Origin of the sequence: Pseudomonas sp. G166 (assembly GCF_037027455.2) — a bacterium.
Taxonomy (GTDB): Bacteria; Pseudomonadota; Gammaproteobacteria; order Pseudomonadales; family Pseudomonadaceae; genus Aquipseudomonas.
In genome coordinates, this window is the sequence record NZ_CP146985.1 from 3,244,983 (window position 1) to 3,264,942 (window position 19,960).

The 19,960-nt window shown below is 57.2% G+C and carries 18 protein-coding genes; 9 read left to right on the forward strand and 9 right to left on the reverse strand.

Annotation, left to right across the window (positions count from 1 at the left end):
• Positions 1-59 precede the first annotated feature (59 nt).
• Complete coding sequence (locus SGN16_RS14110) at positions 60-926, reverse strand: transporter (RefSeq protein WP_335944760.1); 867 nt, start codon at positions 924-926, stop codon at positions 60-62.
• A gap of 83 nt (positions 927-1,009) precedes the next feature.
• Entirely contained in the window at positions 1,010-2,068 is a 1,059-nt protein-coding gene (locus SGN16_RS14115) for a phenylacetaldoxime dehydratase family protein (protein WP_335944761.1), read from the reverse strand.
• Positions 2,069-2,634: 566 nt separating this feature from the next.
• Here SGN16_RS14115 and SGN16_RS14120 point away from each other — a divergent pair.
• Positions 2,635-3,570: a helix-turn-helix domain-containing protein gene (locus SGN16_RS14120; RefSeq protein WP_335944762.1), complete on the forward strand. Its 936-nt coding sequence runs from the start codon at positions 2,635-2,637 to the stop codon at positions 3,568-3,570.
• A 489-nt stretch (positions 3,571-4,059) separates the two neighbouring features.
• Here the strand turns inward: SGN16_RS14120 and SGN16_RS14125 are convergent, their stop codons facing one another.
• The 3 genes from SGN16_RS14125 to SGN16_RS14135 all read right to left on the reverse strand — a co-directional run bounded on the left by SGN16_RS14125 (position 4,060) and on the right by SGN16_RS14135 (position 7,145).
• Positions 4,060-4,713 carry a hypothetical protein gene (locus tag SGN16_RS14125; protein WP_335944763.1) on the reverse strand — a complete coding sequence of 218 codons (654 nt, stop codon included), beginning with the start codon at positions 4,711-4,713 and terminating at the stop codon, positions 4,060-4,062.
• A 133-nt stretch (positions 4,714-4,846) separates the two neighbouring features.
• Complete coding sequence (locus SGN16_RS14130; RefSeq protein ID WP_335944764.1) at positions 4,847-5,194, reverse strand: chorismate mutase; 348 nt, start codon at positions 5,192-5,194, stop codon at positions 4,847-4,849.
• A gap of 88 nt (positions 5,195-5,282) precedes the next feature.
• The gene (locus SGN16_RS14135) at positions 5,283-7,145 is read right to left on the reverse strand and encodes an alpha/beta fold hydrolase (protein ID WP_335944765.1); all 1,863 of its coding nucleotides are present in this window, start codon (positions 7,143-7,145) and stop codon (positions 5,283-5,285) included.
• 119 nt (positions 7,146-7,264) lie between these two features.
• On the opposite strand from SGN16_RS14135, the gene SGN16_RS14140 reads away from it, so the two are divergent.
• Positions 7,265-8,125 (forward strand): LysR family transcriptional regulator, encoded by an 861-nt coding sequence (locus tag SGN16_RS14140; protein ID WP_335944766.1) that lies wholly within the window; start codon positions 7,265-7,267, stop codon positions 8,123-8,125.
• Between the two features lies 1 nt (position 8,126).
• On the opposite strand, the gene SGN16_RS14145 is transcribed toward SGN16_RS14140, so the two are convergent.
• The gene (locus SGN16_RS14145) at positions 8,127-9,584 is read right to left on the reverse strand and encodes an MFS transporter (RefSeq protein ID WP_335944767.1); all 1,458 of its coding nucleotides are present in this window, start codon (positions 9,582-9,584) and stop codon (positions 8,127-8,129) included.
• Positions 9,585-9,806: 222 nt separating this feature from the next.
• On the opposite strand from SGN16_RS14145, the gene SGN16_RS14150 reads away from it, so the two are divergent.
• Both SGN16_RS14150 and SGN16_RS14155 read left to right on the forward strand, forming a co-directional pair.
• On the forward strand, positions 9,807-10,565 hold the full coding sequence (locus SGN16_RS14150) for an SDR family oxidoreductase (protein WP_335944768.1): 759 nt from the start codon (positions 9,807-9,809) through the stop codon (positions 10,563-10,565).
• A 79-nt stretch (positions 10,566-10,644) separates the two neighbouring features.
• Entirely contained in the window at positions 10,645-11,151 is a 507-nt protein-coding gene (locus tag SGN16_RS14155; protein WP_335944769.1) for a nuclear transport factor 2 family protein, read from the forward strand.
• A 58-nt stretch (positions 11,152-11,209) separates the two neighbouring features.
• Here the strand turns inward: SGN16_RS14155 and SGN16_RS14160 are convergent, their stop codons facing one another.
• Positions 11,210-12,604 carry a heavy metal sensor histidine kinase gene (locus SGN16_RS14160; RefSeq protein ID WP_335944770.1) on the reverse strand — a complete coding sequence of 465 codons (1,395 nt, stop codon included), beginning with the start codon at positions 12,602-12,604 and terminating at the stop codon, positions 11,210-11,212.
• Positions 12,577-13,272 (reverse strand): heavy metal response regulator transcription factor, encoded by a 696-nt coding sequence (locus SGN16_RS14165; RefSeq protein WP_109755453.1) that lies wholly within the window; start codon positions 13,270-13,272, stop codon positions 12,577-12,579. The genes SGN16_RS14160 and SGN16_RS14165 overlap by 28 nt, the downstream gene beginning before the upstream one ends.
• A 216-nt stretch (positions 13,273-13,488) precedes the next feature.
• Between SGN16_RS14165 and SGN16_RS14170 the strand changes: the two genes are divergently transcribed.
• The 4 genes from SGN16_RS14170 (at position 13,489) to SGN16_RS14185 (ending at position 17,086) form a co-directional block, all read left to right on the forward strand.
• The gene (locus SGN16_RS14170; RefSeq protein ID WP_335944771.1) at positions 13,489-14,100 is read left to right on the forward strand and encodes a hypothetical protein; all 612 of its coding nucleotides are present in this window, start codon (positions 13,489-13,491) and stop codon (positions 14,098-14,100) included.
• Between the two features lie 71 nt (positions 14,101-14,171).
• Positions 14,172-14,795 (forward strand): cytochrome b/b6 domain-containing protein, encoded by a 624-nt coding sequence (locus SGN16_RS14175; protein WP_335944772.1) that lies wholly within the window; start codon positions 14,172-14,174, stop codon positions 14,793-14,795.
• Complete coding sequence (locus SGN16_RS14180; RefSeq protein ID WP_335944773.1) at positions 14,788-15,558, forward strand: molybdopterin-dependent oxidoreductase; 771 nt, start codon at positions 14,788-14,790, stop codon at positions 15,556-15,558. The genes SGN16_RS14175 and SGN16_RS14180 overlap by 8 nt, the downstream gene beginning before the upstream one ends.
• A gap of 1,135 nt (positions 15,559-16,693) precedes the next feature.
• A complete protein-coding gene (locus SGN16_RS14185; RefSeq protein WP_335944774.1) occupies positions 16,694-17,086 on the forward strand; it encodes a RidA family protein in 393 nt (130 codons plus the stop codon).
• Positions 17,087-17,153: 67 nt separating this feature from the next.
• Here SGN16_RS14185 and SGN16_RS14190 read toward each other — a convergent pair whose 3' ends face one another.
• The gene (locus tag SGN16_RS14190; RefSeq protein WP_246883128.1) at positions 17,154-18,068 is read right to left on the reverse strand and encodes a LysR family transcriptional regulator; all 915 of its coding nucleotides are present in this window, start codon (positions 18,066-18,068) and stop codon (positions 17,154-17,156) included.
• A 244-nt stretch (positions 18,069-18,312) separates the two neighbouring features.
• Between SGN16_RS14190 and SGN16_RS14195 the strand changes: the two genes are divergently transcribed.
• Positions 18,313-19,338 (forward strand): zinc-dependent alcohol dehydrogenase family protein, encoded by a 1,026-nt coding sequence (locus SGN16_RS14195; protein WP_210645032.1) that lies wholly within the window; start codon positions 18,313-18,315, stop codon positions 19,336-19,338.
• Positions 19,339-19,960 lie beyond the last annotated feature (622 nt).

The following is a 19,960-nucleotide window of genomic DNA, read 5'->3' on the forward strand; positions in this document are numbered from 1 at the left end:
GGCTGAGCCGGACACCCCCGCGCAAAGGCGCAAAGGGCGCGCGATCGTGGGCTCCTGCGTTAAAAAATGCGCGCGTAACGCAGGTTCAGGCGCAAGTCTTCCTTGGTGCCGTTGTCCACCGAGAGGTCCTTGCCCAATTGCAGTTGGATCTGGTCCTGTGGGGTAACGAATTTGGTGGCGGTAAGACGGAAGTTGGTGGTGCCCAGCTCGTTATCCTGACTGACGTGCTCGACGTTCGTTTCGCCTCCCCAAGTGCGTCCGAAGCCGATACCAAACGCGGTGGTGGCGTCTGGCATGTAACGGCCCATGATCTGTGCTGCATAGGAAACGTCCTGCTTCATACGGTCGGTATTTGCACCGTAATCAGTGTTGTCGCCATACCAGATAGCGCCGCCAACCAGGTCCATTGCCCATTTTTCTGTGAAGTGTTTGACGTACGCACTCTGCAGTTCGAACTTCCAGCGGTTCTCTCCGATATTGAGCGCGTCGTCCTTGTCATACGTACCAGTAGGCACATACAGGTAGGGGGCGATACTGAGGGTGTCGCGGGCTTCGTTTAACCGCCATTTGACCGGCGCGGTGAGGATCAAGTCGCCAACCCCGCGAGTATCGCCCAGCGCTGAGGCGTCACCTGCACTGGAGACGTGCCCGAAAGGCAAAAGGAATTGCGGGTCAATGGTGACTGTGTCAGTGAGTGCATAGACATGGAGCAGACGCAGGATGCCGACGTCCGAGCTCAACTTGAAGTCAGAGCTGACCTTGTGTCCGTTGGTGTAAGCCGAGTCCGTGGTGGCGTGCTGGTAATAAATCGCACCGATAGTAGCGCCAACCGGATACTGCTCATAATCGCCAGGCGCTACTTCAACGGCGTTCGCGTGAAGCACGGGCAACAGGGTGGAGAGCGTCAGCAGGCGGATCTTATTCATCATTTATTCCTCGCACAGGGAGACCGGGCCACCCAGGAAGGGTGGCAAGGAGGCAGAAGTTGGGGGGGAAACGCCGATGGCACTCAGGCTGTTGGTGGCATCGCGTCGCGCAACATGCCGGTCTGCGGGTGGCAGTTGATGTATTCGAAGACCTGGCTCTTGGCGTCCGACACCGACACTTCGTGGTACAGCCGCAACTTTTTCAAACCCGCGGCCACGCGGAAGAACGTCACGAAAATACGCAGGTGAGTAGGGTGGGATTCAGCCCAGCGTTCGAGTTTCTCCACCGAGCGCCAGTGACCGATGTTGTAACTCAGGTCGAGAAAGTTGCCGTCCATGTCGATATTGCGCACGAACCTGTTGCTGTAGCAGCCCAACGGCTGGCCGTTGTCACGCAGGAAGTCCATGCCATCCTGCAACGTCGGCAAAATTTCATCGAGGTAGAGCGAGCGTTCCTCTGCCTCGGCATCTGCCCAGTCCTGGCCTGAACGAATCAGCGTGAGGTTGTCATGCCCCAGGACCACGACCCGTCCGCCCTGGACAGGGTCACCCGAGATCACTTGCAGCTCGCTCGTGGGCTTCATCCAGTCGGTCTGGGAAATCGGGAAGCGGTCGCGCATCGATCCCCAGTAACCGTGCTCTTCGATCTCGCCACTGGTCGCATCCATCACCGCGCCGACACCGGGCAGGTTCTCCTGGAAGGCGTACAACGTCTCGAACTGCTCGGCGCGCGGGGCGGTGATTTCGCGGAAATAGCCAAGGTTTTCACCGAGGCGATCCGGCGAACTCCACCAGTCATTCACCTGAGGTGAACGCAACCAACGACAGTGGGCGGCAGGGTCTTTCCAGTACCCGACCACAATCAAGTTATCAAAGCCGCTGCTGTCGGTGTGGTGGGTCAAATCGTGGGTCTGCGGGCCATCGGCCAGACTGAAGCTGCCGACGATGTGACGCATTGCCTGCAATGCAGCCTCGCGCTGGGTGTCGCCGCGATATTGCACGCCGAGATAAGCCATCACCACTTGTTCCAGTTGTTCGTCAGCGCGCGCGACCCACATCGGGAACGGAGGTTGATACTCATCGGGTACACGGCGGGACAGGGTGCGTGGGCATTTGAGATGTGTGTCGATTGCGGATTCCATCTTGAGCTCCTCGTTATTTTCGTTCAGGCCTACGGGTGGGCGTCAGCGTGTCGGCGGCTGGTCGCGCTTGGCGATCTGCCGTCGGTGCAGCAGCTTCATGGCCCCCCACTCAATCAACCAATAAGCCGACTCTTCAGGCGCGAGGTCGCGCCTCTGCAGAAGCCAGGAGGAATCAGCCAATCGTTGTGAATAGTGTCGATGCATGGCGTGCCTCATCAGCGGGGTATGAACTGCTGTGAGGTGGAAATTAGGCTGGGCGAGGAGGGGGCGCTTTGTTCGGCGAGACAACCGCTTGGTTGGAAGAGACAGTACTGAAAATGAGTTTCACCCGTGGTTCGTGCTGGTGCATGTGAGCCGACCGGGTGACGTGCTGCGCCCTTGAATGGTGACGGCCGCGGAGGGCGATAGCCTTCGAAGCCTGGCGAAAGTCGCGCGGACATCACATGGCAACGCAGTCAAGCAAGCCTGCCACTGCGCTTGGCCTGTTAATTGCTTTTCATGGCTGAAAAATCGACGCTCATTACAACTTATCGAGCGCCTATTGCATCGTTGTCGAGGTCAGTGTCATGAACCCAAGCACTCAGTATTCGACCCTTGCCGTTCCTGCACCACGTCGGTTTGATTATTGGAAAGAAGTGGTCTGTCGTCATTGCCTGGCGGCCGATAGCATACCCTTGTCCCAGAGCAGTTTTGATGGCTCGCTCGCCATCAATACAGTCGGTGAACTGGACATCTGTTCGCTGTCTTCGCCGCTGCATCACTGGGAGCGTTCCGAGCGGCACCTGCGCAGCGGTCCGGCCGAGGATTTATGGTTGGGTTTCGCTCGAAATGGCCATGGTCAGATTGAGCAAGGCGCAAGAAAAACCAGCTTGGCAGCTGGGAATCTGTTTCTTTATGACGCAACTCAGGCGTTTCGCTTCAGCTTCGGTGGTACCGCAAACCACTTGGTCCGAATCCCGCGAGCCTTGCTCACCGAGCGGCTACCGCGTATCGCGGAATACACCGCGATGGTCCTCGACGACCGCCGCCCCGGCGTCATCCCCTTGCGTGAAATGCTGCGCCAGGCCGCGAGTACACCGGTGTCATTGCAGAATGAACACATCGCGACACGTTATTCAGCGGCATTGATCGACCTGCTTGTGATCAGCCTGGAACTCCAGGACCTCAACACCACCCACCAAGAGCTGGACCTGTACGGCCGCATCATGAAGTACATCCAGCGTCATTTGACTGAGCCGGACCTGTCGATCGAGGTCATCGCCCAGGCGCACAACGTGTCCACCCGAACCGTTACGCGGGCGTTCGCACGCTACCAGAAAACCCCCGTTGCGGAGATTTGGAAAGAGCGCCTGAATGCTAGCCGTGAGGCGATTGAACGCGGCCAGGTACGCAGCGTATCCGAGGCGGCGCTGGACTTCGGGTTTTCTGACTTCTCCCATTTCAGCCATGCGTTTCGCAAGGCGTTTGGTGTGGCGCCGAATACGCTTTTACGCCGCAATTGAATTGCCGGGGTATCGAGTCGCGAGAGGAGGGGCGCTCACGTGGATGGGCCTGGCGAAGTGCCCGAAAGGTCCAAAGCAAGCCTTCAGATGTGCCCCCTAATCTGATAATCCACTGAAAGTGGGGGAGGATTCCCCAGCCTGTGGAAAGGCAAAAAGAATTAGATGCTTAGCCTGCCTGGGCAACGTCTAAAGACTCTGACGCCTAAAGACTTTCCGGATCCTCCAAAAAACATTTTGACTGGGCTCTAGGAAGGCGTTTTCAGGTAGATAATGCTGTTATTTGCCCCCACTTTTGCCCCCAATCGCATTGAGTGTGCGAGTGATCTTGAATTGTGACCTGCGACTGACTCCAGTATGGCAGTACCTGGTATTCGGTGCGCCTTCGCGTTCTTTTGGCACGCAAGCTAAAGCGGCGCTCCCGAGCAACGCAATAAGCGTGAGCGGGGATCTTTATTTGATGAGAACCACACTGGTTTTTATGCTCGCTTCTCAGTCAGCCCTGATTGTTTCGTGAAATATTTTTGCATAAAGCCGAGCGACGGTAGGTGTGAGGTTGTGTACTGAAGGAATCAAAAAATTTGAGTCGGGGGCGAGTCGTTTTGCGTAGATGACTTCGTAAACCCTGCGCACGACTCCTGGCTCTGTTTTCTCTTGGTCGAAGCCAGGCATTATTCCTACGGCTTTGTAACCCGCATGCTCCAATGCTTGTTGCATATACGGAGCGCTGGTTGTCGCCATACCATAGATCAAGCCCGCGCCCATGAACCTTCCCATTTTTTCTCCGAGGTCTTGGGCGGCTACGGCGAGTTTGGTTTGTCTATGATGTTTGGCTACCGCGCCCACTCGCCCGAAGATGACATCAGCGCCGTCAATTTTTTCCCACGTTGCTATCGCGACGATTTCATGATTTTGGCGGACCACGATAGCGAACATTCCCCGCTCTAGGTCGTGTTCGAGCACCACGTTGTCTTCATAAAATTGCGGGGTCAGAAAAGGGCTCCCTAACCCCACCCTAATGGAAGGGAACCACGTCTGGAAGAAAATTATCGCTACATCGATCTCCTCGCATTTCAGGTAATCCCATGTGTAGCCAGAGGGTAAAACAGTGAAACTGCGAATTTGATCGATCGTTGGCCATTTCATGCGGTTCTGCTCGTCTTCATTGTCTAATTGCCTTCAGGAATTGGTCGGAGAAGGGGCTTATTCAGTCGCTTCTCTATCGAGTTGTCTGCGATCTATCGGCAATTCCAGGGCGTCTAGTGGGGTAGGTGGCGGGTTAGACGGCGGTGTTTTCAGGTTTGAGGACAGCGCCCTTGCATAATCCTGGGGCATGCCTGGCCGCAAATTGTCTGTGGCGGTCGACCACTTCACCGATGACAAACTGCATCAGCTTCTGGACGAAGGCCGTATCGAGTTTGGCCTCTTGGGCGAGGGCTGTCAGGCGTTCGCATTGAAGCAGCTCTCTGTTCTTGTCTACCGCAGGCAATTGATGTCGGGCTTTAAGCAAACCGACCTCATCAGTACAGCGGAACCGTTCAGCAAGCATGTGGATGAGCGCGGCGTCGATATTGTCGATGGTTTGTCTGAATGCCGAGAGTTGACGCGTGATGTCGGAATTTTCCATGGATAACCTCGTGGCAGTTGTTCTAAGGGTCTTGTCTGTACCCTTCCTTGGTCCTTCCATGATTGGGCGGAGAACCTGAGCAGGCGCTTTACGCGGGATCGGGCATGTTCAACGATTCCTCCAGCCACTGCATGACTACCTTGAAAGCCGAGTCTGAATTGCGTTCATAGATCAATCCGTGGCCGTTGCCGTGGATGCCCAGTGCCGGTAGATCCAGGTGTTGAATGTTGGCACCCGCATTTCGCAGGAAAGGGACGATGCTGGATGCGTAAGAAGCAAACGCTGATGTCTCACCTGTCAACAGCGCTATCGGAACACCCTGCAATCCGGGGATTTTCAGGGTTGATGGTTCTGCTGTGTGGACTTGCTCAGGCGTTTTGCGAGGTGGATCGAAGGTCAGAGGGGCGGCGGTCAGGCCCCAGTCGAGGCTGCCTATTCCCGGCGTGTGGCCAAATACCGGACCCATAGGTTCCACCGCCACAATACCTGCGACCAGGTCGGGTCGACGATCGGCGACCAACCAGCCACTGGGCCCGGAAGCGGAATGTGTAACGATGATGGCCTTGCCGATTCTGTCGAGCAGTTCGGCCAGTCGATCCGCGTCCAGGGTCTGCGAGGCCGCAAGGTCAGCCGGCATGGGGCCGTATGCTGCAATGAAGGCGTCAAACGCTGCTTCGTCATCTGGCTCAAACGGCCATTGCGTTTCTCCACCTCCCTCTGGAAAGTAGACTTCGCGGGCGCGCTCATAGGAGAACGCTGGCCCCATCGGTCCCATGATGTCGGGGTGATACGGCGATCGCCCGTGGCCGGGCCTGTCGACGCGAAAGACTGCGAAGCCTGCTTCGACGAACCGCTGGGCCCAGCCCGGACGACCATCGGGTGTATCCAGCCATTCAGTGCTTTGCAGCGTGCCACCGTGCACCAGCACCACGGGATAGGGCTGAGTGATGTGCTCAGGGGATTCCCAGGCTACGTACATCGGCCCCTTTTGGTAGCTTTTACCGTTATGGGTAACGCGGGCTCCGGTCACCCAGAAGTTGCCACGGCGCGAGCGTTTTATCGGTGCGGTTCGCCAGGGTTGCTGGGCGTGATCGGTTGATCGGATAACTGTCTGTGTAGCGAAAACCGACCAGTCCTTGAGCCCGTCTCCCCAGGTTACTGCCGACGTCATTTTCGATCGCACGACATCGGCTGCAGGCAATTCCAGGCTCTTGAGACGTGCCGCATCAATAGCCAGATTTATATCCTTGAGGCCAAGAGACAGTTTGAAACCCGGTTCAAAACGTCCGTTCACGATGTTCTGGCCATAGCGCTGATAAGTAGAGCAGGCGAACAGTGTCTGGGTCATGAGGGCGACGAAAATCGAGGGGCTCAGACCATGGCGTTGAACGAGTTCGGTTGCTTCGCCCAGCGACTGGATGGCTTGAGTGATCATCATGTTGCCGGCGATCTTCGCGATACACGCCTGTTCAGGTTGATCGCCCAGGTACCAGGTCTTTTTCCCGAGCAGGTCAAACAGCGGTTGGACCGTCGAGATCGCTCCCTGCGATCCGGCCGCCAGGATATTCAACTCGCCATTTGCCGCCACGGCAGGCACGCCGAAAATCGGCGCCGCGATCAATTCAATGCCGATTGCATCATGCACGCCCTGCAACTCCACCATGAGCGAAGGCGACAAGGTCGACATCACTATATGAACGCAAGCCCTGTCTGCTTTTTCCAGAGCTGCGCTGGATAGCAACACCTCCCTGACGGCGGCATCATCGGCAAGCATGTTGATGACGACCTCCTGCTGAAATGCCGAGGACGGGGATTCGAGAACGCTTACTCCTTCCAGATCCATAACCGCAGCGTGACTACGGTTCCATGCCGATACGTGATGGCCGGCCCGGATGAGCAACGGAATGATCGCTCTGGCCATGCTTCCCACACCGATAAAGCCAATCTTCATTTGCAGTCCCCCGGTTGGTGTTTCGACGAAGGTGTATGCGGAGAAGTATGTCGGGCCTGGGATTGCTACGGCACTGCCATTGCTGCACTCTCACTGTTCATTTTTGTACGGGGCAGAGCATGGACTGGAGTGATGTGCGGGTCTTTCTCGCGATTGCCCGCAACGGGTCATTGGGCGCTGCCGCCAAGCAGTTGGGTGTTAGCCATCCGACCGTGGGGCGGCGCTTGCAGGTGCTTGAACAGTCCAGTGGCCAGCCCATTTTTCTTCGCACCACCCAAGGACTGGTACTGACCGACAGCGGAGAGAAGCTGCTCAGCCTGGCGCAGGAAATGGAGCAAAGTGCGTTGGCAATCGAAAGGCGCCTTGCGGGGGACAGCGCACAGCCAGAAGGTGTGTTGCGCATTTCTTCCGCTGACTGGTTCGCCTGTTATGTGCTGGCCCCGGTCCTGAACGAACTGGGGCGACGTTATCCGCTGATCGTGCCCGAGGTCATCGCGGGGCATCGATTGTTTGACCTTGCTCGTCGCGACGCCGACATTGCGTTTCGGATCGTTCCTTTCACCGAACCCGATATCGTTCACCGCAAGCTGACTACCCTGAGCTATGGGTTATACGCAGCCGTCGGATCTCCTGACCCCGCGCCACAGGGTGACGGGGTTGGTTTGATTACCATGAGTATTGCCCAGTCTCATTATCCCGATGTGCAGTGGCTGCAGCGGCGTTACCCTCTGGCCCGTACTGTGTTCACCAGTAGCAGCCGCACAGTCCAGGCGCAAATGTGCGCGCAAGGGCAGGGTGTCGCCGTATTGCCCCGCGTCCTGGGCGACCAGTTAACGGCACTGCGGCTGATTGATCCGCATGAACCGCCACCGGGTCGCGACATATGGATGGGTTATCACCAGGACATGCGGCGGATGGACAGCCTTCGCGCCCTTGCCGACCTTGCCTCGAGCATGATCGGCTCGCAGGAAGGCAGTTGACTCACTCTGCTGGGTGCATGGCTGCCGTTTGCAATTGTGCAGCGGGTTGGCGCGCCAGGGTAAGGCTGAGTCCCGCGCCTAAGGCCAGGCATGCTGCGATGCAGAGTATGGAGACGGTGAAGGCGTGGGTGATGGCAGTCGCGTCCGTATCCGTGCCCAGAAGGGTGTAAAAAATGCCGCCTATTATCGCCACGCTCAGTGAGGTGCTGATTTGCAGGGTGGAACTGGCAATGCCCGCAATCATGCCGGAATACGCCGGCGCCACGCGTCCTGTGATCATTCGCATCAATGTCGGGAGGGCCAGTCCTTGTCCGAAACCGATCAGAAAGAGGATGACGGCGAGGGGCAGCGCAGGGGGCGTGACGGCCATCGGTGTGTGCGCCACGAGCCAGGCCAGGAGCACGAATCCCAACACTTCAAGTCCCATCCCGACCGGATTGACGTATGCCCCCAGAAAACGCCTGAATTGAGGGGTGGAGAGCGGTCCCAGCAAAAATCCCGCGCCGAAAGGAAGGAAGACGAGGCCTGCATTGAGTGGGCTCGTATGCAGCGCTCCCTGTAAATAAATGGAAAACAGCAAGAAAAACACGCCGATCGCGTAAAAGGTCAGGGCGACGAGCAGTGCCCGGCCCAGCCCAGGCGTGCGCAGTGCGGCAGGATTGAGCAACGGTGCGCCTTGCGCTTGGTGCAAACGGGCTTCGTAGTGCCAGAACAGCCAGGCCAGCAGCGGCACCGCCGCAAGCGACAGCCAGGCCCACAAAGGCCAGCCCGCCTCACGCCCTTCGATCAATGGAACGATCAGAGCCCCAAGCGTCACCATGGACAGTACCGTTCCGCCCAGATCCAGCTTGCTTGTATGTTGTGCGCGGGTTTCCCTGACCACGGGAATTGCGATCAGGATGACCAGCAACGCAATCGGCAAATTAACCAGAAATATCGCCCGCCACCCCAAACCCATCAGGTTGAGCGATATCAATATCCCGCCAAGTGCCTGGCCGACTACCGACGCCAGTCCAAAGACCGCGCCATAGAGACTCAGCGCCAAGGGCTTTTCGGACTCGGGAAATATAGCCTGCGCCGAAGCGAGTGCCTGGGGCGCCATGACGGCTGCCGTCACGCCTTGCAGCGAACGTCCGGCGATCAACACCCAAGGTGACTCGGCGACGCCGCAGATCAGTGAGGCAACTGCGAAACCAACCAGGCCAAGGAAAAACATTCTCATGCGACCGTAGATGTCACCAAGCCGTCCGCCGGTAATCAGTGTCACGGCATAAAGCGTCGCATACGAGGAGATGATCAACTGTTCGGCGGATGAGGCCGTGCCCAGTGATTGCTGAATCGAGGGCAGCGCCACGTTCACGATGAAAAAATCCAGAGGCGGTAAAAACGCACCGACCAATAAGATGGCGAACATCAACCAGCGCCGCGGTTCTGGTGGGGCGCCTTTTTTCTGAGGCATAAGGTCTCCTGTCTGAAACCATTCGGTTCCAGAATATTCTCGAATGCGGGTCATGCTCTGAATCAGCTGGCTCCAATCTAAACGATCAAACCTTCGCTTACGCCTCACATAATTGAACGGCCAATGTTCATTTATGGCAGTGCCGCTCAGCTCCTGACTCCTCTCAAAATGACCGCACTGTGGTTTCAGTCGATCCACACAACCGAGACTGAGGAGTCAGATATGTCAGGTAAATTCGCTAATCAGGTTGCGGTCGTCACCGGCGCATCCACCGGGATCGGGTTTGCGATTGCGCAGGGCTTGATTGCCGAGGGGGCCAGACGTGTTTACATCACTGGGCGTTCTGCAGCCACGCTGGAAGCGGCGGTGGCCAAGCTGGGCGATAGAGCGATCGCGGTCACTTCCGATGTCGCGCGCCAGGCTGATCTGGATAAGCTCAAGGCGACGATCGAGGCCCGCAACGATCAGTTGGACTCAGTGTTTGCCAACGCGGGTATTTGCGAAAAAAACCCGCTGGGCGAGACCACTGAGGCGGCTTACTTCAACATGTTCGACATTAACGTGAAGGGCGTCTTTTTTACTGTGCAAACGTTGATGCCTTTGTTGAAAAATGGCGCTTCGATCGTGCTGACGGCTTCTATCTGCTCCAGCAATGGGATGGAAGGACTGAGCCTCTACAACGCATCCAAGGCTGCGGTGCGGTCTTTCGCAAGAACTTGGGCCAACGAACTCAAAGGTCGCAAGATTCGAGCGAATGTCCTGAGCCCTGGCTTCACCCGCACCCCTCTGATGGATAACGGCTTGAAGATGAGCGAAAGCGACATTGTCGCGCTGCGCCAACATGTCGAGCAGATCACGCCGCTGGGGTATATGGCCCAGCCAGAAGAAATCGCCTCGTCGGCGCTGTTCCTTGCATCCATCGATGCGAAATATGTCAACGGTGTGGAGCTGATGGTCGACGGCGGCCTGTCGCAGATCTGAACACTCGCTCAACCGTAACGCAGCCCTCGCAGAGGGTTGCCTTCGTCGCTTTTGCGAAGCCTCAGCAGGACACCTCATCATGAACATTGAAGAACTGACCACCCGACTGGACGCCCTGGAAAGTCGCGCCGCCATCGAGTCGCTGATCAACGCCTACGCCAATGCTTTCGACCGCATCGACGCGTCGCTTCTGAGCGCGATCTGGCACGAAGAATCGACACTGGATCTACCGGGTTTCGGCCAGGCCGGAAACCGTGACGAAATCCTGGTTATGGCGCAAAACAGCTGGCGCCAGATGCCACATATGCACCACTGGATGGCCAATCCGCTGCTCCAAATCGAGGGTGACAGCGCGGTAGGTACGGTAGCTGCGGATTGCCTGTTCCATGACATTGAAAAAGGCCCGGTGCAAGTCAGCGGGTTGTACCACGACAGGTTTGAACGTCGGGACGGAAAATGGGCGTTCTTGTCACGTCGTTTTGAACTGCATTTCCTGACACCGTTGAAAGATTGGGTACCCATATCGGGTGATGAAAAGTACGCAATGGAGCAACATCAGAGCCGGAGCACGCTTTCAAAGGGATAACGTGCTTGCATGATGTTCAGTGAAGGCGCGAACGACAAACGCTGCCCGCTGATGTCGTTCAAGCTGCAGGGAATGACAGCGAAAAACGGATAATTCCGGGTTTCGGCTGTTCGACACGCACGTGCCCCCCATGCAGTTGCATGATTGCCACGACGATGGCGAGGCCAAGGCCGTAAGAGTCGGAGTTTTGGTGGCGAGACGCATCGCCACGGTAAAAGCGGTCGAAGAGTTTGCCCAAGGTTTCGTCACTCAGCACAGGCCCTTGGTTCTCCACCTCAATCCGGGCACCGCCGTGGGTTTCCATTACCCGCATCAAAATCTCGGTGCCTTCGTAGGCGTAGCGAATTGCGTTTGCCACCAGGTTGCTCAAGGCTCTGCGCAGCAGCAAGGGGTCAGCGAGCACGTTGCCATCGCCTGTTATCTGGAAGCTCATTTGCCGCTCTTCGGCCAAGCCTTCAAAATATTCGGCAATGCGCTGTGATTCGTCATGCAGCGATAGTTTTTGGCGTTCCACCACTGCCTGCGCTTCATCGGCGCGCGCAAGGAACAGAATGCTTTCGACGATGCGGGAGATCCGTTCGAGCTCCTCAAGGTTCGAAGCGATGAGTGCCTGATAGTCATCCTCGCTGCGGCGCTGGCGAAGGGCGACCTGGCAATGCCCCATCAGCGATCCCACCGGCGTGCGAATTTCATGGGCAAGGTCGGCGGAAAATTGCGTCAACCGCTGATAACCCTGGGCAAGGCGATCGAGCATCGCGTTGTAGGCGTCACTCAGCTGTTGCAGTTCAACCGGCGTATCGGCGCTGTCCATGCGGCTGTGCAGACGCTCGGGTGTAATGGCTGCCGCATGGGCGGCCATTTTGCGCAACGGGCGCAGCCCTCGACGCAGTACTAGGTAACCCAGCAACGCGGTTGCCAGAAAGGCCAGGGCAACGGCCAGGTAGATACGCTCGCGATACGCCGCGAGCATCGCCATTTCCTTGCCCATGAGGTGCGCGGCGGTCAGTCGGACTTCACGTCCACCCGACGTCGTGACGACGGTCGCGGCGCGCAGCATTGTCCCCGAGTCAGTCACGCCGCTGCGCAGGTCACTGACGCTCAGCTTTGTATCCTGGCCGATAACGGGCAGTTCAGGCAGCGTGACGTTGAGTGGGTTGACCTGGATTACCGGTGGCTGCCCTGGCTCTTCAATGATGAAGATGTCGTCTTCGCTGTCGAGCATGTTCTTGAAAATCTGCGGGCTGTCGCGCAGCTTCTCGATGGCGAGCTCGTAATGCAGCAGCTTGCGAAAGTGCTCCAGACGGCCCATGACCGCATGATCGCTGTATACCAATACCGAGGCTTTCATCGTCTGATACAGATAAGCACCCGCACCGGCCACGGCCAGCATCGCTACCATGGAAAACGCCACGGTCGATCGCAGGGTCAGAGAGGGTTGGCGTCGGGACCGCATGGCCTCACCTCGCAGACATAGCCGATACCACGAATGGTATGGATCAGTTTGATCGAATACGGTTGGTCGACTTTGTTGCGCAGACGCTTGACCGCTACGTCCACCACGTTGGTATCGCTGTCGAAATTCATGTCCCAGACTTCCGAAGCGATCTGTGTCCTGGACAGCACATCGCCTGCCCGACGCAGAAACAGATGCAGCAGGGCGAATTCCTTGTTGGTCAGCACAATCACCTGCTGTTGGCGTGTAACGCGGCGCCGCACCAGGTCCAGCTCCAGGTCGGCGAGGTGAAAATGGTCGGCTTCGCGCACTACACCGCGACGCAAAATGGTGCGGATGCGTAACAGCAGTTCGGTAAACGAAAAAGGTTTGACCAGGTAATCATCGGCGCCCAGTTCCAGACCGCGAATGCGGTCATGCAACTGGTCGCGAGCGGTGAGGAACAGCACGGGGACGTCTTGTCTGGCGCGCAAGAGCTCAATGATCTGAAACCCGTCAATCCCGGGCAACATGACGTCCAGCACGATCAGGTCGTAGCGCGTATGCAAGGCCATGTGCAGGCCGTCGGCACCATGCTGGGTCCAGTCGACGTTGTAACCGGACTCGCCGAGCCCCTTTTTGAGGTACTCACCTGTTTTGGTGTCATCTTCGATCAGCAGGATATGCATCGTGAGGCGCGCTCGGGTCTCTTCATGACGGGATTCAGCCCGCGACATCGGTATCTCGGCTGTGCAGTGTAACGAGATGAGCCGGCGCAGTTGGTTACATTTCTGTCATTCATTGGGATGGGCTGGCGAATGACAAAAATGTCATTCGGCGGTCATCGTGACGTCTCGGTCTGCGGCCGAGGATGGCGGCACATCAACCCATGAGGAATCGTCGCCATGCAACTCAAACACGCCCTGTCTACCACGTTCGGTTTGTTGATGCTCAGTGCTGCCGTCATTGCCACCGCGGCCGACATGCCGGTCATCAAACCGCTGCGTGGCACGGTGGAAAGCGTCAGCAACAATACTCTGACATTCACTGTCCGCTCCGGCACCCAGCAGACTATCGGACTGACAGACAAGACCGGTATCAACCGGGTATCGAAGGCCAATATCGACTCGATCAAATCCGACAGCTTCATTGGCTCGGCGGCCATCCCGCAAGCCAACGGAACATTGAAGGCGCTGGAGGTCACGGTATTCGACGCCAGCCTCAAGGGCAGCGGCGAAGGTCATTACGGCTGGCAGAATGCGGATGGCAGCACAGGCACCATGACCAACGGTACCGTGGGGAAACTGTCCAAAGCTGACGGCCGCACATTGACCGTCAACTACAAGGGCGGCGAGAAACAAATCGTTGTACCGGATGATGTGCCAATCGCCTACGTCGAGCCAGGCAAAGCCGATGAACTGGTCAAAGGTACGAAAATTGTCGTGTTCCCGGCCGCAGATGGAACCACCGCGCGCGGCATCGCGGTTGGCAAGGATGGCTTCCAACCACCGATGTAATTACCTGAAAAGGCAGGGGCGCTGCCGTCTGGCAACGCTCCGCTACATGGATGGCTTCCAAGGGGAAACACGTGAGACAGAAAAAGCTTCATCCCTGGCCGGTTCGCCTTACCCACTGGCTCAACGCCGTTTGCATGGTCTGCATGTTCATGAGCGGTTGGGCCATTTACAACGCCTCGCCGCTGTTCGGCTTCAGGTTTCCGGCAGCGGTGACCGTGGGCGGTTGGTTGGGCGGGGCGCTGGCCTGGCATTTCGCATTCATGTGGCTGCTGCTGATCAACGGCTCAATTTATCTGCTGTATGGGTTCGCCAGTCGGCATTTCAAACGTGAGTTGCTGCCCATCGGGCTAGCCGCGTTGAAGCATGATTTGACGGATGCTTTGCGCTTTCGGCTGGTGCATGAAAAGGGTGTCTATAACGCAGTACAGCGCCTGATGTACTGGATGGTGCTGGCGGCAGGCGTGCTCGTCGTCATCTCGGGTGTGGCGATCTGGAAACCCATTCAACCGCAAGAGTTGGTCGCGCTGCTGGGCGGCTATGACGTTGCTCGTTATGTACATTTCGGGGCGATGGCGATGATTGCTGCATTCGTCGTGATTCATCTTGCGTTGGTAATGCTGGTGCCCAGAACCCTGCTGCCAATGATTACAGGTGGTGTACGGTCTCTGGAAACCGGGAAAAAAGGCCATGATTGAACGCAAAAAAAGAACTGTTCAGCGCATCAGGCTTGAACCTGCGCAACAGCTTGAGCTGGAGAATATCCAGCGCCGCCATTTCCTTCGTGCCGGCTTGACCCTGGGCGCGATGTCGATGCTGACCGGTTGCAACCTGCAGGACGGCGATCAGGTCGATAAGGTCTTTTGGGCCATGTCGCGCTGGAACGATCGGGTCCAGGCCTGGCTGTTCAGCGGACATAAACTGGCGCCGACCTTCACCAGCGCGCAGATCACCACGCCATTTCCGTTCAACGCATTCTATGGTCAGGACGACATCCCAGAGGTGGACTTGGCAAGTTACTCGCTCGCCGTCTCCGGCCGGATCAGGGACAAGGCCCCCTGGACACTCGAAAGCTTACGCAAACTGCCGCAACGTAGCGATATCACCCGTTTGATCTGTGTTGAAGGCTGGAGCGCCATCGGGCAATGGGGAGGAGTACCGCTCAAAACCTTCCTGGAACACATCGGGGCCGACACCACAGCGAAGTTTGTCGGTTTCAAATGTGCTGATCGTTATTACTCCAGTCTGGACATGCCAACTGCCTTGCACCCACAAACACTGCTGGCGCTGGATTACGCTGACGTCGCGTTGCCGCCCGAATACGGCTACCCGCTCAGGGTTCGAGTACCCACCAAGTTAGGCTTCAAAAACCCCAAGCATGTTGTCGAAATTTTCGTGAGCAACGACAACCCGGGCGGGTATTGGGAAGACCAGGGATACAACTGGTTCAGTGGGATCTGATGAGGCAAAAAACCTAAACAATAGACATTCGATTCAAAAACCGCTCCTGACGCTTACGGCCGAATCAGTTTTCTCTTGGATGCGCGTTAACTCCCCATCTCACCCGCGCTACTAGCCACTCTTGCCCCATGGGGCAGGCAGGTCGAGGTAGCGCCGTTCCGTCCTGGTAGTGCATAGCAACGCCAGGAGCATCGGAGTGAGTGATGACATCAGCTCTGGTATGAGGTGCTCTTATGACCGGTATTTCTGCGGTACCGCCAGCTCCAACCGTGTTGCCTACTTCAGAAAACAAAATGCGAGTTCCTACCGATGGAGCCGATTTCCGCTCCCACTTGCAGGCTCAGTCCAGGTCACATGTGCAGCAGCCGGATACAACAAGCGCACAGGTGTTATCTGACTCGACCATGAACTTGTCACGCCGACCGGAGATGGAGGCAATGCTTCAAATGTTGGCATGGCGCAAGCGTACGCAGAGCGCTCCGAGCAAACCAGGTCGCACAGTGCCAGGTACGCGAGCCGGTGGCCTGGATACTACGGGCTTCAACTTCCCCGTTCGAGGCGTTTTGGCTACCAGTGGAGTTATCCAACAGATCTGCCTAAATGAGGAGGGTAGGCCGCTCTACTTGAAGTCTTTTGATGACCGGGCCGTGTGTACTTATGGTGGCGAAGAAAGCGAACTCTCCTCTGACGTTATCTGCGGAGGGGGGCTGAATGCATTCGCAATTGCAGTGGCTCTGTCCGCGATAACCCTCACCTGGATACCGATTGAGATTGTTCGAGCGCCACTACGATCGCCCAATATTCGGATTTTGCGCCGTCGCAAGCCCTCTTCAGCCGAGAGCCATCTTTTCGACCAATCAGATTCAGAGGAAGGGGGGGAAACAGACGGCTCTCGATAGCTCTTTCGCCGCAGGCTAGGATTTCTACGGGGAATGCAGCTACGGCGATTTCGGTGGGCCTTTGATTATCCTACCCATCGAAGGAAGCAGGAGGCTGGTTGAACTGTTCAGATTCCGCGTAAGCGTCCGCCTAATACCTGCCGGATTTGATTGATTAATGAGGAGTGACCCGAGTGGACGCCGCTCTGGCGCCTGGGTCAGCTTTCGTATCCGTTTATATTTTGGGCTCCACAACCATGACTGATCGTCAGATTATTGTTCCCGATGGCATGAGATTGCTCTGCGAGCATGCTGGTTATGCACCAGCTGTAAAGGTAGGAAAAACTCTTTATTGCGCTGGTCAGGTAGGCCGGACGCCAGAATTATCAGTTATCGAAGACCCCGAGCAGCAGTTTTTGGCAGCATGGGACAATCTTCGGCTCGTCTTGAAAGCCGGTGGCTGCGAATTTGAAGATGTCGTCGAAATGACAACTTATCACGTCGATATGCACCGCCATATGCCCATTTTTAGACGCGTGAAAGATGAGGTCTTTCCCAGGGGCACTTGTGCATGGACATGCATAGGTGTCGGTGAACTGGCTCGCCCCGGCCTTCTCGTGGAGATCAAATGCGTCGCCGTAGAGCGATAATTTTTCTGATGGGTACCTGAATGTACAAATCTTGGAATGATCAGATGAACAGCCCGCTCGGCGAAACCTAGAGACTCTCAGGATCCCCAAAAAACATCTGAATCCGCGAACGCAACCAGCGCTCGCCCGGATCGTTATCCTGGGACCCGCGCCAAGCCATGTGCAGCTCGAAGCTGCGCACCGGGAGCGGTGGGTCTTCGGCGCGTACGCCACCGGCGGCGGTCAGGGCGTCGGCGGTGTAGTCGGGCACGATGGCGATGATGTCAGTGCCCGCCAGCAGCGTGCTCAGGCCATTGAACTGCGGTACGGCCAAGACCACATGGCGCTTGCGGTCGAGCTTCTCCAGTTCCTCGTCGATAAAACCGCTCAAGTCACCTGCGAAGGACACCAGGGCGTGGGGGCGGGCGCAGAATTCGTCCAGGGTCAGCCGTCCTGGGGCCGTGTCGGCCCGCAGCACTTTGGGCATGCTGCGCCGCAAGACTTTGCGCTTGGCGTTGGCTGGCAGATCCTCGGTGTAGCTGACACCGATGGAGATTTCACCGGACGCCAGCAAGCCCGGCATCAGGATGTAGTTGACCCGGCGCACCACCAGGACAATGCCCGGGGCTTCGGCCCGCAGGCGCTTGAGCAGCATCGGCAGCAAGGCGAACTCGGCATCGTCCGACAGGCCGATGCGGAACACCGAGGTGCTGGTGGCTGGGTCGAATTCCGCCGCACGGCTGACCGCCGTGGAAATCGAGTCCAGGGCCGGGGAGAGCAGGGCGAAGATCTCGACCGCCCGGGCCGAAGGCTCCATGCTGCGGCCGGTGCGCACGAACAACGGGTCATCGAACAGGCTGCGCAGGCGCGACAGCGCGGCGCTGATGGCCGGTTGGCCTAGGAACAATTTCTCGGCCGCGCGAGTCACACTGCGTTCATGCATCAATGTTTCGAACACAATCAACAGGTTCAGATCGACACGCCGCAGGTCATTACGATTCATCTGGGGTCCTGGCAGATTCGGCAAGCTTGACGTGAGCGGCCATATGGGAACAATGGCCGGCATGAATCTTACGGGGAAAGGCTGGTACTCTGCACCGGCTAATTGCTTTTTCCTACAGAACGGATCCGATTTCTTGCTGCGGAATCAATGACAGGCATGTCGACTATTAATAGCCACTGATGGTCTTGGGTACAAAGCCCGGATAGAGTTCATGGCATTAGAGGTTACTTTGACGAGGTTTGCGATGTCCCGCACGATCCGTTTTCACAAGTTTGGCGGTGCCGAGGTGCTCAAATGCGAAGAGCATGCGGCGGCTCTTCCTGCCCCAGGAGAAGTGCAGGTCCGTGTCGAAGCGATCGGCATCAGTTGGTACGACACCCTGTGGCGCCAGAACCTGGCGTCGTCCCAGGCTCGCCTGCCTTCGGGCCTGGGCCATGAAATGGCCGGCGTGGTCACGGCGGTCGGCGACGGTGTCGATGATCTGGCCGTGGGCGACAAGGTCGCCAGCTTTCCTGCCGAGAGCCCGAACGATTACCCGGTGTACGGCGAGGTCATCGTGCTGCCGCGCACCGCGCTGACCCGTTATCCCGATGTTCTCAGCCCGATCCAAGCCGCGGTGCACTACACACCACTGCTGATCGCTTACTTTGCCTACATGGACCTGGCACGGGTCAAGCCCGGGCAATTTGCCCTGGTGACCGATGCCAGCCATTGCGCCGGCCCATCCTTCGTGCAACTGGGCAAGGCCCTGGGTGTGCGGGTGATCGCCGCCACCAAGACGGCTGACGAACGTGAGTATCTGCTGTCGCTGGGCGCTGAGAAAGTCATCGTCACCGAAGAGCAGGACTTGCTGATGCAAATCAACAAGCTCACCGACAACCGTGGTGTCGACGTGGTGTTCGACGGCCTTGGCGGGCCGCAAATGTCGCTGCTTGGTGATGTGTTGGCGCCGCGAGGCAGCCTGGTCTTGTATGGCCTGCAAGGCGGCAACCAGACACCGTTTCCGGCCTGTGCGGCGTTCCAGAAGAACATTCAGTTCTTTGTGCACTGCATTGGCAACTTCACCGGCAAGCCGGAACTGGGCATCGTCCAGGACCAGGTGGCTTTGCAGCGGGCGCTGCGTGATATCAATCAACTGACCGCCGACCGCGTGCTGCTGCCCCTCAAGACTCGAGTGTTTCCATTCGCCGAGTTTGTCGAGGCTCACCGCTACATGGGCGAATGCCCTTGCCGTGAACGCGTTGCCCTCCAGGTAGTCGATCCCGCTTGATCCTGTCTTGCGCAAGAGCCATCTTCCGGCTCTTGCGCTACCCTCGGCCTGACCGGCCTCCTTTCTTGCCATGACGCCACCCGCCTGACGATGATGCGCCCGTGCCTGCCTGACGAGCGCGGAAGTGGGCAGTCCCTGGTCGCTGCAAAACAGAACCCAATCTGTTTGCCCGCCGACATCTGAACTGGTTTTTGTCCCTGATCTGTATCTTCTAATCATTGTTTAAGTCCTGATAATTGAACGCTGATTTCCATCTCAAGGAAGAAATCGTGGCGCGGTATAACTTTTTCGAAGGTTTCGAGCCTTCACTGCCTGTTCAAGGCATTTCTAGCGTTACTTGGTATAAGGCTATCTGTCGACTTTGGGGAAAGCAGGGCGCGGCAGGAAGCAAACTAAAGTTCGGCTTGTTCTTTATTTCTCGTACTCATTGTCTGTGGGACGTTGTCGGAAATCTCCTAGGACATGCCGTTAATCTGTCAGGGGCCAATGGTTTAGCGGCTTCCAGGGCGATTCTGAAATGGAGCGGGCCGGCCCCTAACGTGTGTATCAAATAATTACGACAAGCAAAGCTTGAGCGTATTACTAATACTCTCTGCAGTACTAGAACACTTCACTTGATCTA

What these genes read in the sequence shown, in the direction of transcription:
- SGN16_RS14110 (WP_335944760.1), bottom strand. Translation starts at nt 926, where the DNA reads ATGAATAAGATCCGCCTGCTGACGCTCTCCACCCTGTTGCCCGTGCTT.
- SGN16_RS14115 (WP_335944761.1), bottom strand. Translation starts at nt 2,068, where the DNA reads ATGGAATCCGCAATCGACACACATCTCAAATGCCCACGCACCCTGTCC.
- SGN16_RS14120 (WP_335944762.1), top strand. Translation starts at nt 2,635, where the DNA reads ATGAACCCAAGCACTCAGTATTCGACCCTTGCCGTTCCTGCACCACGT.
- SGN16_RS14125 (WP_335944763.1), bottom strand. Translation starts at nt 4,713, where the DNA reads ATGAAATGGCCAACGATCGATCAAATTCGCAGTTTCACTGTTTTACCC.
- SGN16_RS14130 (WP_335944764.1), bottom strand. Translation starts at nt 5,194, where the DNA reads ATGGAAAATTCCGACATCACGCGTCAACTCTCGGCATTCAGACAAACC.
- SGN16_RS14135 (WP_335944765.1), bottom strand. Translation starts at nt 7,145, where the DNA reads ATGAAGATTGGCTTTATCGGTGTGGGAAGCATGGCCAGAGCGATCATT.
- SGN16_RS14140 (WP_335944766.1), top strand. Translation starts at nt 7,265, where the DNA reads ATGGACTGGAGTGATGTGCGGGTCTTTCTCGCGATTGCCCGCAACGGG.
- SGN16_RS14145 (WP_335944767.1), bottom strand. Translation starts at nt 9,584, where the DNA reads ATGCCTCAGAAAAAAGGCGCCCCACCAGAACCGCGGCGCTGGTTGATG.
- SGN16_RS14150 (WP_335944768.1), top strand. Translation starts at nt 9,807, where the DNA reads ATGTCAGGTAAATTCGCTAATCAGGTTGCGGTCGTCACCGGCGCATCC.
- SGN16_RS14155 (WP_335944769.1), top strand. Translation starts at nt 10,645, where the DNA reads ATGAACATTGAAGAACTGACCACCCGACTGGACGCCCTGGAAAGTCGC.
- SGN16_RS14160 (WP_335944770.1), bottom strand. Translation starts at nt 12,604, where the DNA reads ATGCGGTCCCGACGCCAACCCTCTCTGACCCTGCGATCGACCGTGGCG.
- SGN16_RS14165 (WP_109755453.1), bottom strand. Translation starts at nt 13,272, where the DNA reads ATGCATATCCTGCTGATCGAAGATGACACCAAAACAGGTGAGTACCTC.
- SGN16_RS14170 (WP_335944771.1), top strand. Translation starts at nt 13,489, where the DNA reads ATGCAACTCAAACACGCCCTGTCTACCACGTTCGGTTTGTTGATGCTC.
- SGN16_RS14180 (WP_335944773.1), top strand. Translation starts at nt 14,788, where the DNA reads ATGATTGAACGCAAAAAAAGAACTGTTCAGCGCATCAGGCTTGAACCT.
- SGN16_RS14185 (WP_335944774.1), top strand. Translation starts at nt 16,694, where the DNA reads ATGACTGATCGTCAGATTATTGTTCCCGATGGCATGAGATTGCTCTGC.
- SGN16_RS14190 (WP_246883128.1), bottom strand. Translation starts at nt 18,068, where the DNA reads ATGAATCGTAATGACCTGCGGCGTGTCGATCTGAACCTGTTGATTGTG.
- SGN16_RS14195 (WP_210645032.1), top strand. Translation starts at nt 18,313, where the DNA reads ATGTCCCGCACGATCCGTTTTCACAAGTTTGGCGGTGCCGAGGTGCTC.